Origin of the sequence: Crocosphaera watsonii WH 8501, from assembly GCF_000167195.1 — a bacterium.
Taxonomy (GTDB): Bacteria; Cyanobacteriota; Cyanobacteriia; order Cyanobacteriales; family Microcystaceae; genus Crocosphaera; species Crocosphaera watsonii.
On sequence record NZ_AADV02000003.1, the window covers coordinates 112,501 to 124,596 of the forward strand.

The 12,096-nt window shown below is 37.4% G+C and carries 11 protein-coding genes and 1 pseudogene (1 of these 12 only partly in view); 7 read left to right on the plus strand and 5 right to left on the minus strand.

Annotation, left to right across the window (positions count from 1 at the left end; all coding sequences use genetic code 11):
* The 4 genes from CWATDRAFT_RS07575 to CWATDRAFT_RS07585 form a co-directional block, all read right to left on the minus strand.
* A protein-coding gene (locus CWATDRAFT_RS07575) for a Mur ligase family protein (RefSeq protein ID WP_007304444.1) crosses the window boundary here: on the minus strand, window positions 1–1,149 show its 5' portion. 198 nt of this gene lie to the left of the window's left edge; 1,149 of the gene's 1,347 nt are visible here — the first part of the coding sequence; its start codon is at window positions 1,147–1,149; its stop codon lies beyond the left edge, outside the window.
* Between the two features lie 141 nt (window positions 1,150–1,290).
* Window positions 1,291–1,797: a hypothetical protein gene (locus CWATDRAFT_RS39460; protein WP_007304445.1), complete on the minus strand. Its 507-nt coding sequence runs from the start codon at window positions 1,795–1,797 to the stop codon at window positions 1,291–1,293.
* Between the two features lie 181 nt (window positions 1,798–1,978).
* Window positions 1,979–2,587, minus strand: a complete 609-nt coding sequence (locus CWATDRAFT_RS39465) for a hypothetical protein (RefSeq protein ID WP_007304446.1) — start codon at window positions 2,585–2,587, stop codon at window positions 1,979–1,981.
* Entirely contained in the window at window positions 2,580–3,473 is an 894-nt protein-coding gene (locus CWATDRAFT_RS07585) for an NAD(P)-dependent oxidoreductase (protein ID WP_007304447.1), read from the minus strand. Before CWATDRAFT_RS07585 ends, CWATDRAFT_RS39465 begins: the two co-directional genes overlap by 8 nt.
* 228 nt (window positions 3,474–3,701) lie before the next feature.
* Here CWATDRAFT_RS07585 and CWATDRAFT_RS07590 point away from each other — a divergent pair, with 228 nt between their 5' ends.
* From CWATDRAFT_RS07590 to CWATDRAFT_RS07610, 5 genes and pseudogenes are all read left to right on the plus strand, one after another.
* Window positions 3,702–4,202 (plus strand): ankyrin repeat domain-containing protein, encoded by a 501-nt coding sequence (locus CWATDRAFT_RS07590; RefSeq protein ID WP_007304448.1) that lies wholly within the window; start codon window positions 3,702–3,704, stop codon window positions 4,200–4,202.
* Between the two features lie 63 nt (window positions 4,203–4,265).
* Window positions 4,266–4,463: pseudogene (locus CWATDRAFT_RS41680) on the plus strand (hypothetical protein); the annotation flags it as partial.
* A gap of 297 nt (window positions 4,464–4,760) precedes the next feature.
* A complete protein-coding gene (locus CWATDRAFT_RS07600; protein ID WP_007304449.1) occupies window positions 4,761–5,258 on the plus strand; it encodes a 2TM domain-containing protein in 498 nt (165 codons plus the stop codon).
* 127 nt (window positions 5,259–5,385) lie between these two features.
* Entirely contained in the window at window positions 5,386–6,768 is a 1,383-nt protein-coding gene (locus tag CWATDRAFT_RS07605) for a YcjF family protein (protein WP_232287036.1), read from the plus strand.
* A 142-nt stretch (window positions 6,769–6,910) separates the two neighbouring features.
* A complete protein-coding gene (locus CWATDRAFT_RS07610; protein ID WP_007304451.1) occupies window positions 6,911–8,356 on the plus strand; it encodes an MFS transporter in 1,446 nt (481 codons plus the stop codon).
* Here CWATDRAFT_RS07610 and CWATDRAFT_RS07615 read toward each other — a convergent pair.
* Complete coding sequence (locus CWATDRAFT_RS07615) at window positions 8,353–8,538, minus strand: hypothetical protein (protein WP_007309871.1); 186 nt, start codon at window positions 8,536–8,538, stop codon at window positions 8,353–8,355. The two genes, CWATDRAFT_RS07610 and CWATDRAFT_RS07615, sit on opposite strands and share 4 nt — an antisense overlap.
* A gap of 479 nt (window positions 8,539–9,017) precedes the next feature.
* Between CWATDRAFT_RS07615 and CWATDRAFT_RS07620 the strand changes: the two genes are divergently transcribed.
* Together CWATDRAFT_RS07620 and CWATDRAFT_RS07625 are read left to right on the plus strand one after the other, a co-directional pair.
* Entirely contained in the window at window positions 9,018–9,368 is a 351-nt protein-coding gene (locus tag CWATDRAFT_RS07620; RefSeq protein WP_007304452.1) for an STAS domain-containing protein, read from the plus strand.
* 85 nt (window positions 9,369–9,453) lie between these two features.
* Window positions 9,454–12,051 (plus strand): TIGR03960 family B12-binding radical SAM protein, encoded by a 2,598-nt coding sequence (locus CWATDRAFT_RS07625; RefSeq protein ID WP_007304453.1) that lies wholly within the window; start codon window positions 9,454–9,456, stop codon window positions 12,049–12,051.
* Window positions 12,052–12,096 lie beyond the last annotated feature (45 nt).

Consider the following 12,096-nt stretch of genomic DNA (forward strand, 5'->3'; position numbering starts at 1 on the left):
CATGTCATAAGTGCGATCGCCGCTAACCACTAAGTTACCACCTAATTTTACTAAGGGTTCTGTATCTACATCCCAGATCCAAGAAACATCGGTTCCATCAGGAATTCTATCATTTAATACTAATAATGTGGTAGAAGATTGACCAGTTTTTTTAATATCACTAACTGCCCTAATAGTTTCATTCATACCCACTGGGTTTTTAGATAATAAAATGCGAACGTGCTTGCCATTAATGGTCAATTCCTCTGCTCTGCCAAAGGCTGCTTTAAAGTTCTTAACTGTCTTAAAAATTGCAGCTTTTTCGACGTTTAATTCTTGGGCAACCAATCCAGCAGCTAGGGTATTATATTTATTATAAACTCCAATCAAAATTTGTGGCCAGTCTTCACTATTCAAAGCGAGTTTACTTTTTTTGAATCCACATTTTTCGCAAGAATAATCCCCTAGATGAGATAAGTAAACCCCTTGATAATTCAAAGGATGACCACAACTAGGACAGTAAATTGAATCAACAGCGTGGGGAATCTCCTCTAAATACAATTTAGGTTCAGAAAGACCAAAATAACGGACTTTTTGATTTAATTGCTGTCCCAAATAACAAAGGGTTGGATCATCTCCATTCAAAATAATAACGGTATTAGGAGAAAGAGTTGCGATCTCTTTTTGCCAGCGTTGACTAATAGCATCAACTTCACCGTAACGATCTAGTTGATCCCGAAATAGATTGAGTGCTAAAATAACTCTAGGTTGACAGTCCTTTAATAAAAGTGGCACGATATTTTCATCCACTTCTAAAATCGCATAATCTGCAGTTAAGGTACCAATTAAGTTGGTATTTCCTAATAAAGCTGTGACCAAACCGTTAATTAAGTTAGCACCTGTTTCATTATGGGCAACTTGATAATTCTGATCTTCTAAAATAGTTCTTAATAGTAGAGATGTGGTGGTTTTCCCATTGGTTCCTACTACCAGGATAACCCCTTGTTTAACCTGTTCACACAGTAAGGATAATAGTCTAGGATGAAAACGACGAGAAATAGCCCCAGGTAAGACACTAGCGGCTCCTAAACCCAATAAACGAACCATAGCAGTGATAGCTTTTGCTACACCTACAGCTAAACCTAAACGAACACGATCAACTACATTCATAGTTTGGATAGTTTATCCCAGATAACCTTTAAGTTATTTAGAATAACACGATTAACTTATTTTTGTTAACTTCCATAGGCGAAAAAACTGTAACTGATGACTGTTAACTGATAACTGCCCAGGAATAACAATTAAACGATATCACCTTTCATCTTGAAGTTTTCCATCGAGTGATTTGGGTAGCTTTTGCTGAAGTTCATCAATAGCTTCATTGAGATACAACAAAAATAATTGAGCTAACTTTTCCTGTTGAAAATTAGTGATATTCACAACTTTATTTTTTCCGATAATTAAAATTTCATAATTGTTATTTATAATAACTAATGATGCTTCTATTTCCGAAGTTTTGATCTTATCAATCATTCTATTATCAACAAAGAATTTCAGATAATGCTGAGTAATATAAATATGTTTAACACGACTTAATTGCCAGCCTTGATAAATAAAGATACCCAGGACTAAAACTAACTCTAAAATATTACGCCAATGCCAATTAGGTATTAACCATACAAGGGGAGAAGACAAATAGATAATATCATCTTTTCCTCTAATGACTGAAATGATATTGTCCAATAATCCTCCTAGCTTGATCATAAACCCACTCATAATAATAATAAAGAGTAAAAACCCAGCTTTCTCAAACAGCATTTTCAGAAAATTCCAGGTATTTGACCATCGCCATTGGGTATAAATATGTATTTTCTTAGACTTTTTTTGACACTTAACTCCCACTAAATTCTGATTAATAATATTAGCGCAATTTCTGCTCTTTAGTTCCTGTTCAACATAAGAATTATTCCCTTTGCTATGAGTAAAAATAATATCTACTTTAAAAATAGTTAGCTAATTTCTTGGCAGTCAATAGTGATTCGTTTACTATGAGGTTTTCGTCAATAACAAAATGTTTGCCATTAAATAAATAAACTTCTATTTGCCAAACCTCATCTAAAACTTCTTGAAAAGCTCCTCCTAATAAGGGCGATTTCTCTATAGCAATGTAACTGACTTCTTGCGGAGAAAAACTGGCGAAAATAGATTGAGTTTGGGTATGAGGTAAAGATAAACAACAAATTATTTTACTCAGATCAATCTCATAGATAAAAATATCAATTTTATAATTTTTTTGAAAATATTGATATTTTGCAAACCAACAGTCTAAGTACCAAATCAAAAAGAAAATAATTAAAATTATTTGAATATAATCCCTCAAATAATAACCTAGAAGAGACAGGAGATAAAAAACAAGAAAAGCTACTAAGCTCTCGATTTCATTTTCAAGTTGTTTCCCATAAATAAACTCAGACCAAATCAGATGTAGCAAAAATTGATAAATAGCTTGTAGTAGCTTTTTAACTTCAACTAAAGGGGAAATTATTTTGGCATACCAGTGTTTACTTAAATAAGTTGTTGTTCCTTGAAAAATTAATCTATTAGGCATTTTTCTCCTGATTATAATAACGTATCATGGCTTGAGTTCCCTGTTCTTTTCCCTCACCATTATCCAGATTAGCTACCACTTTTAAAAAGTTTTCTGCTAGAGTAACTCCTGGTAATTGATACTCTGATTGTGCCATAATTTCTTGAACTAACCTTAAATCTTTTAATAGATGTTTAATCGCAAAACCTGGTTCTAAATCTGATTCTGTCATTTTCGGACCTAAATTACCTAAAGCCCAGGAACCAGCAGCACCAGTGCTACAAACTTCTATCATTAAATTAGGGTCAATATCTTGTTTTTCTGCCATTTTTAATGCCTCACACAAGGCAACCATATGAACTGCACATAAGGCTTGATTACACATTTTTACTGCTTGTCCATTGCCTGTAGAACCGCAATATATAATATTTTTTCCCATAGCTTCAAAGTAAGGTAAGCATTCGTCAAAATCTTTTTTCTCGCCTCCAACCATAATAGTTAAACTTCCTTGTTTAGCACCAATATCTCCCCCGGAAATTGGGGCATCTAAAAAACGAAATTGTTGCGCTTTTAATTGAGTGCCAATGTCACGTGCTGCTTGGGTTCCAATTGTGCTAAAATCAACGATTAGTGACCCAGGTTTAGCATAGTTAATGATACCTTTATCCTCAAAGATAACTTCATTAACATCAGGTACATCTCCGACACAAGTAAAAATAACTTCAGCCTCCCTAACCGCAGTTTCAATCGAAGGGCAAATAGTCGCCCCTGCTCCCTGTGCTATGGTAATACCAGGACGGTTTGGGGTACGATTCCAACCGTTGACAGCAAACCCTTTTTTGGCTAGATTTGCTGCCATAAACCCTCCCATTAAACCGAGTCCAATAAATGCTAGTTTTTCTGTCATCAGTGATTTAATAACTTATTACTTGTAATTGTTAATACTATTTTAGAATAAAGAGAAATTAGAATAAATATTTTAGTGAAACTTAACGATTGATGATCGAATAATTAAGCCAAGACAACGGTGCGATTTCCATAAACCAATACTCGATAATTAGTTAAGCAAGAAAAACTAAGCAAAATAAGATGGTTTGCTTGGTTAGGTTAGGTTGCTGCTTGTGTTTCAGTAGCGATGTTTTCTTATAATTATAGATGGGCAATTTTAAATAGATTAGGGTTTTCAGCACCTTTAGAAATTTGTAGAGAAGATACAATCAAGATAACCTCTGACTATTTTCATAGTGGTGGAAAATTGACAAAAAGTGATGCTCAGAAATGTGGATATTTCTTGCATACTCTAGTTAAAAAAGACAATAAAGATGCACTTAAATTATTAATTAATCATGGTGTTGATGTTAATGCGAAAGATGATGATGCTGGCACTCCTCTTCATAATGCAGTTTGGGAGCAAAATAAAGAGATAGTAGAATTATTAATTAATCATGGTGCTGATGTTAATGCTAAAAGTAAATCTGAAATGAACCCAACCCCACTTCATAATGCAGTTTGGGAGCAAAATAAAGAGATAGTAGAATTATTAATTAATCATGGTGCTGATGTTAATGCGAAAAATGATGATGCTGGCACTCCACTTCATGCTGCATCAATGAAAGACAATAAAGAGATAGTATAATTATTAATCAATCGCGGTGCTGATATTAATGCTAAATGATATGGATATGACAAATCAACTCCACTCCATCTTGCAGTTTGGGAGCCAAATAAAGAGATAGTAGAATTATTAATTAATCATGGTGCTGATGTTAATGCTAAAAGTATATCCGGAACTCCACTTTACGTGGCAAAACAGCTTAAGGCATGTGCTACTTGCTCAGTAAACAAGGTAAGACTCCAAGAGACTATACAATTACTTAGAAAACACGGTGCAAGATAAAATTCTATGGTTATTTATAGTGAACACAAGATAAAATTAAAGAATGAATACATATTTAAAATGGTGGGTTACGGCTTCAATAAAACTTGATGATCTTTTCATTAAAATTAGTCCCACACCTAACCCACCCTACCATCGCTATAGTCCCATCTACCATAATCATAACGACAGCAAAGCCAAAACGTTGAAAAATTCGGCATAATATAATAGGAGCAGCAATTATAAGATCCATGTTTGATCTTATAATTGCAGCCATTCAACCCCTTTGGTCAGTTCCTATCGAGTTACATAAAATATATGTCTGCTTCTGAAGTACAACCTCCTCAATCCTACCGTAAAGAGGAAGTTCAAGAAATTTTACATTTGGCCATTGCTCGCAAAACCGAGGTTGAAGAATTGTCTCGTACTCAACTTTGGGAAATTGCGGCAGAATTAGATATTGATGCCGATGTTTTACAAGTGGCCGAAAACGACTGGCTATTACAAAAACAACGCCAAGAAAAAAAAGATGAATTTAATCAATATCGTCAAGGACAACTTAAACGAAAAGTTATCCGCTACGCTATCATTAATTCCTTCGCTATGGTGCTGAATTTCTTGGCAGCAGGAAACCTCTCTTGGTCATTATACATCTTGCTTTTTCTTGGACTTCCCCTAACCTTAGATACATTTAAAACGTTTCAAACAGAAGGAGAAGAATACGAACAAGCTTTTCAACAATGGTATTTAAAAAAGGAAATAAAAGCCTCAATTTCTAGTGTCTGGAATCGTATTAAAACCGCTTGGGGTTCCTGAAAAATTCCTGATTATCACTGTAACACAAGCTTGCTTGTGACAGCTTGGAAAACTTTAAGCTGATTGAAAAATCCCCCCAAAAAGAGTACAATCAAAACAAATAAAATTAGGGAAATTTTGAGGGGAAATGATGAGAGTTAAGGTAAAAAAACCTATTCTTGTGGCAGGGTTAGGAATTTCTTTCTTATTATGGTTAGGAGAATCTCTCCATGAACAAGCGATCGCTATGGGAGAATGGGGCGTTTTGAGTCTAATGGCTATAGGTACAGGTGTTTGGTGGTGGCAAAAAAAACAACCACAAAAACCGGTCTATCAACCCCTTTCACCTTTAACAATAACAGAAGTTAATCAGGCAATTTCTGAGGGACAAAAAATATTAAAAATAGTTAAACAAGAAGATTCTAACTATAATCTAGCAGAATTAGAAACTAGCTGGAAAAATTTACCCAAACAACTCAATAATCAATCTGTTTCTTGGGGAATAATTAGCAACTCTAATACAGAGAAAGATAGTTTAAAACAACTCCTAGAACCAGAAAAAACACCAGAGAACTTTAATTACCTAGAAGCAGAGAACAGTGAAAATGTCAAGGAAAAACTAGATTTAATTGTTTTCTTGATCAACACAGATTTAACTGAAACGCAGTGGCAAACTATACAAAGATGCCATCAGAATAATCAACGGTGTTTAATTAGTTTAAATCAAAGGGAACAATATAACTCAGAAGAACAAGAAATTATTTTACAAGAAATAAAACAAAGGGTTAAAACTATTATTTCGTCTGATGACGTTATCGGGATTAATTCAGAACCAAAAATTATAAAAGTTCGTCAGTATAAAGAAGATAAATCCTATGAAGAATGGACTGAAAAGCAACCTCCCAACATTCTTGATTTAACCAAGAGAATAGACTCTATTTTAAACCACGAAAGAGAACAGTTAATTTTAGGAAAAGTTTGGAGAAATGCACAAGAGATTAAACAACAAGGAAAGCATATTTTAAATAAAATAAGACGGGATCGGGCTTTACCTATGATGGAAAAATATCAATGGATAGCAGCAGCAGCAGCCTTTGCTAACCCTGTGTCCTCCTTAGACTTATTAGCAACAGCAGCAATTAATGCACAAATGATAGTGGATTTAAGCAGCATTTATCAACAAAAATTTACCCTATCCCAAGGACAAACCATAGCAGCAACTATCGGTAAATTAATGATAAAATTAGGCTTGGTTGAATTATCAACCCATGCCATTAGTGGTTTACTAAAGAGTAACGCTATTACTTATGTAGCTGGAGGAGCGACACAAGGTATTAGTGCAGCCTATTTAACCCGTGTAGCTGGTTTAAGTTTAGTGGAATATTTTAAAGAACAAGATATCAATCTTAACAATCATCAAACCATAGATATAGAAAAGCTTTCCACAAAAATAAAACAAGTGTTTGAGCAGACAAAACGAACAGAAATATTGCAGAGCTTTGTTAAACAAACCCTTCCTCAACTATCATAGGTAAGGCTGCTTAATAAACTACTGCCCATTGCTTAGTGCAGCTAGGAAAAAATTATAACTTTGAACTCCTAACTCCTAACTCCTAACTCCTAACTCCGGTTAGTTGACTTTTGTGTGTGTGAAAAAAAATTAAATGTAAATTATGACTGTTTCAGAATCAGAAACCACCCCAAATCCCACTGATCAAACCCTAGATACTACCAACCAGGAGGAATCTATGGCCCGTTCCAATGGCTCGAAGAAGCCCCCCCGTGAAGGGTTTGCTCCGGTGTTGGAGAATCCTCAATTTTTAATTCTTTGGATAGGACAAATATTTTCTCAACTAGCAGACAAAGTTTATTTGGTGTTGATGATCTCCTTTATTGCAGGGCATTTTCAAGGAGAAAATCAACCCATTAGTGGTTGGGTATCAGCGATCATGATCGCCTTTACCATTCCGGCGGTTTTTTGTGGTTCCTTGGCCGGGGTATATGTGGATCGCTGGCCGAAAAAAGGGGTTTTAGTGATCTCTAACTTTATTCGTGCTGCCTTTGTCTTTATTATTCCCCCCTTACTCTGGTTATCTCAAGGAGATAACATCACCCTACACCTGACTTGGTTACCTCACTGGTTAAGAAGTTGGCAAAATCAAACCCAAGAAGCCTTTTTATTACCGTTAGGCTTTGTCATCCTTTTAACATTAACCCTCATAGATTCTACCATTACCCAATTTTTTGCCCCGGCCGAACAAGTGACTATCCCCCTCTTGGTGAAACGTCGTGATTTATTATCGGCTAATTCTCTGTTTACCACCACCATGATGGCCATGACTATTGTGGGGTTTGCTATTGGAGATCCTTTACTGGAAGTAGCCTCCCATTTCGCCGAAAATCTCGGTTTTTCTTGGGAAGAAGGGAAAGCGTTTTTGGTGGGAGCATCTTATTTTCTGGCTGGTTTAGTCCTCCTATTCTTGAAAACAGGGGAAAAACGGCAACCAAAGGAAAAAGAACAACCCCATGTTTTCGAAGATATTAAAGATGGTATTCGTTATCTCAAGGCTAATCATCGGGTTCGTAACGCCTTAGTTCAATTGGTGATTTTATTTTGTATTTTTGCGGCCTTATCCGTTTTAGCGGTACGCATGGCCGAAACCATTCCAGGAATGAAAGCCGAACAATTTGGCTTTTTATTGGCTACTGGTGGCTTAGGAATGGGCTGTGGGGCTGCTCTTATAGGGGGTTGGGGACAACAATTTCGTAATAATCAGTTAGGTTTATGGGGAGCGATGGGTATGGCTGTTTCTTTGGTGGGTTTATCCTTATCTACCAAAAGTTTATGGTTAACCCTGCTTATGATCACATTTTTGGGACTATTCGCTGCCTTTGTTGGGGTTCCCATGCAAACCATGATCCAGGCGGAAACCCCTGTGGATATGCGGGGTAAAGTCTTCGGCTTACAAAATAATGCTGTTAATATTGCTTTGTCTTTACCCTTAGCTTTAGCTGGTATCGCCGAAACCTTATTTGGTTTACAACCCGTTTTATTAAGTTTAGGGGTGATGGCGGTTTTAGGTGGGGTTTTAACAGGGTTGATGGGGATGAAAGATTAGGTAAAACGAATGCGCCCTTCATCCATTTCTGACATCAACAACTCTAACGCCTCGTAGTCCACATCAGAAATATAACCAGTCCGTGTTAGCTCAAGGTTAATAGCCATCTCGATTTCTGGAGTTAATTGTTTAAGATATAGAGCTTTTTCGACTAATTGGCGAATTAGAGGGGGGCGGTTCACAGATTTTTCTCGGCTCTTGACAACAGGGAATTTTCAGCTAAGTTGGTAGATGTAAAGGAGTATGCTACTTCAAGAGTGAGCAATGACTAAAAATATTTAGGCTTTTTTAACAACAGTTATTGAGTCCAGTAAACCATTAATCGGGTAGTGAGTTTTGTAGCTTGCTTAACTTTTTTTTACAAAAAAACTGGTACAATGCTAAACTGTCGTACATTACTTAACAAAGGAAGGGACAGTAAAAACCAAATTATGTTAATTTTGGGTAAAATCTGGAATATTACTGGACAAAAACCCAGAGTTGACTAAACTAAAACAAAAGTATAGCTCAGTCACGGAAGTTAACCGACTATTAATATAAGGTTAATTTCTGGCAAAAACATATCAAAAGGTTTAAGACTGAGTCAGTTGACAAAAAAGTGACTATAATTTGGTCATACCATAAGTAAACTAATTTTCAAATAGAGGATAGATACGAAATTATGGGTAGTCTTTTGACTGATATAGGAGTGGCTGTTTTTGAACCCAGTGGTTATCTCACTGCAGCCAATGTGGATAGTTTTCAAGAAGAATTAACAAACTTTGTTACTCATAACCCTTGTAGAGATTTTTTGGTGGATATGCACCAGGTAGAATTTATTGATAGTGCCGGGCTAATGGCTATTGTATCGGCGTTTCGTTTGGCTCAGCGTTTAAATAAAAAGTTAAGCGTTTGTTGCTTATCACCATCGGTTAGGATTATTTTTGAATTAAGCCAGTTGGATCAGGCACTAGAAATTTACGAAGGCCGTCAGGCTTATGAGGCTTCCGTTGATGAGAAAATAGCTGCTTAACAACCTCAAATATTGTCCCAATCCTCCACACTTCCGATATATTAGAAAAGCATGAGAAAATAAGGGAAGTGCCGGAGGTTTACTTGTGACTATTGCGATTGAAAAACTACTGACTCCAGAAATTAATAAACCTGCCCGTTATTTGGGCAACGAACTAGGGGCTAAACATAAACCTTGGAACCAAGCAAAGGTACGCTGGGTGTTGACCTATCCAGAAGTTTATGAACTGGGGGCATCCAATTTAGGCCATATCATTCTCTACAATATTATTAATACGCAGCCCCGTCAACTCTGCGATCGCACTTACTTACCAGCACCGGACTTAGCTGAAAAATTACGAACAACAAAAACCCCCTTATTTGCCCTAGAATCTCGTCGTAACCTAACAGATTTCGATATTTTAGGCTTTAATCTCAGTTACGAACTAGGAGCCACCAATATCCTAGAAATGCTGGCTTTGGCTCAAATTCCCTTAACCTGGAAGGAAAGACAATCGGACCATTATCCTTTGATTTTTGCCGGGGGACAAACCGCCACCTCTAACCCCGAACCCTTTGCGGAATTTTTCGATTTTATGGCTTTGGGAGACGGGGAGGAAATATTACCGGAAATAGGTTTAATTATTGAACAAGGAAAGGAAAATAACTTAAGTAAAGAGGCATTATTATTAGATTTAGCCCAAATTCCAGGGGTTTATGTACCTCGCTTTTATGATGTAACCGAAGCAGGGGCAGTTATTCCCAACCGGCCTGATGTTCCCACCAGAATTTTACGCCGTGTCTCCCCTCCTATGCCAGCTTATGCTATCGGTTTAGTGCCTTTTATAGAAACCATACACGATCGCTTAGTAGTGGAAATAAGACGGGGTTGCACCAGAGGTTGTCGTTTTTGTCAACCCGGAATGTTAACCCGCCCGGCAAGGGATGTACAACCAGACGATATTATCGAAACTATCGAACGGGGGATCAGAGAAACTGGCCATAATGAATTTTCTTTATTATCTTTGAGTTGTTCCGACTATTTAGCCCTTCCTGCGGTGGGAACAGAAATTAAAAACCGTCTCAAAGATGAAAATATTACCCTTTCTTTACCCAGTCAAAGGGTAGACAGGTTTGATAAAAATATCGCCAATATTGTCGGGGGAAACCGCCAGTCTGGGCTGACTTTTGCCCCAGAAGCCGGAACCCAAAGAATGCGAGATGTGATCAATAAAGGGTTAACCAATGAAGAGTTATTACGAGGGGTAAAAACCGCCGTTGAGGAGGGTTGGGATAAGGTTAAACTCTATTTTATGATCGGTTTGCCAGGAGAAACGGATCTCGATGTCTTGGGTATTGTGGAGACTGTGCGCTGGTTACGGCAAGAATGTCGTATCAAAGGCCGTAAGCCGTTACAATTTACCATCACAGTGTCTAATTTTACCCCGAAACCCCATACGCCGTTTCAGTGGCATTCTGTGTCTACGGCAGAGTTTAAACGGAAGCAGGAGTTATTAAGGGAAGCATTTCGTGGACTGAGAGGAGTTAAAGCTAATTATACTGATATAAGAATTTCGGCCATGGAAGATTTTATCGGGCGAGGCGATCGCCGTTTAGCCCCTGTCATTCATCGTGCCTGGGAATTAGGGGCCGGGATGGACTCTTGGTGGGAAAATGCTCAACAAGCTTACGAAGCTTGGGAACAGGCGATCGATGAAGCCGGGTTAAGTTGGAAATATCGTCAGGTGGAAGCAGGAGAATGGAACGTTTTTGAAACGGTACAACCCCCCTCTACCCCCTCTATCTCCTTATATAAAGCCCCCTTACCTTGGGACCATGTTAATACAGGCATTGAGAAAAAATGGTTACAAAAGGACTTACAACAAGCCCTAGAAGCAGCAACGGTTCCCGACTGTTCTTTTGACAGTTGTTACCATTGTGGGGTTTGTGGCTTAGATTTTGGTCATAATGTTGTAGTGCAACCCCCACCAATTCCTGAGTTTAGCGGTCATTTCCAGCCCAAATCAGAACGTTTACAGAGGTTTAGGGTTTATTTTGGTAAAATTGGTGAAATGGCTTTAGTTGGCCACCTTGATCTGGTGCGTTTATTCGATCGCACTGTGCGTCGTGCAGCTTTACCCATATCTTTTACAGGGGGATATCATCCGGGCCCTAGAATTTCTATTGCTAATGCCTTAACTTTGGGTGTTACCAGTAGTGGGGAAATTGTGGATTTTGAGCTAACAAAAGTGATGAATATTGATGAGTTTCGTCACGCTTTAGAGCAAGAGTTCCCTTCAGATATGCCTATTTTAAGGGTGGAAGAAGTTCCAGTTAATTCTACTTCAGCGACTCGGTTATTAGAGGAAGCGGAATATTTAATTACTGTGGGAACTGAGGATATCTTCTCTGAGGAAGTTTGGCAAAATTGGCTTACAACTGTTTTAGAAAGTTCAGAAATTAACTGGGATAAAACTACTAAGTCAGGTAAAAAGAAAACCGTTAATTTGCGAGAGCGTTTGTCTTATTTATCTCTAGAATCCTATCAAAATAATACTGCTATTTTGCGATACATTGGCAGTTGTCGTAATGATGGCACCATGTTACAACCTCAACAGGTTATTTTGATGTTAGAAAAGATATCGGGGATAGAATTACAGTTAACTAAAATACATCGTCAACGGTTGATTTTAGCAGCAAGTTAATAGTAGGGTGGGCATTGCCCACCTTATTATAACCTCTTCTATCCC

Excerpts from the sequence above, each read along its gene's own strand:
- CWATDRAFT_RS39460 (WP_007304445.1), bottom strand. The coding sequence starts at position 1,797 with ATGCTGTTTGAGAAAGCTGGGTTTTTACTCTTTATTATTATTATGAGT.
- CWATDRAFT_RS39465 (WP_007304446.1), bottom strand. The coding sequence starts at position 2,587 with ATGCCTAATAGATTAATTTTTCAAGGAACAACAACTTATTTAAGTAAA.
- CWATDRAFT_RS07585 (WP_007304447.1), bottom strand. The coding sequence starts at position 3,473 with ATGACAGAAAAACTAGCATTTATTGGACTCGGTTTAATGGGAGGGTTT.
- CWATDRAFT_RS07590 (WP_007304448.1), top strand. The coding sequence starts at position 3,702 with ATGTTTTCTTATAATTATAGATGGGCAATTTTAAATAGATTAGGGTTT.
- CWATDRAFT_RS07600 (WP_007304449.1), top strand. The coding sequence starts at position 4,761 with ATGTCTGCTTCTGAAGTACAACCTCCTCAATCCTACCGTAAAGAGGAA.
- CWATDRAFT_RS07605 (WP_232287036.1), top strand. The coding sequence starts at position 5,386 with ATGATGAGAGTTAAGGTAAAAAAACCTATTCTTGTGGCAGGGTTAGGA.
- CWATDRAFT_RS07610 (WP_007304451.1), top strand. The coding sequence starts at position 6,911 with ATGACTGTTTCAGAATCAGAAACCACCCCAAATCCCACTGATCAAACC.
- CWATDRAFT_RS07620 (WP_007304452.1), top strand. The coding sequence starts at position 9,018 with ATGGGTAGTCTTTTGACTGATATAGGAGTGGCTGTTTTTGAACCCAGT.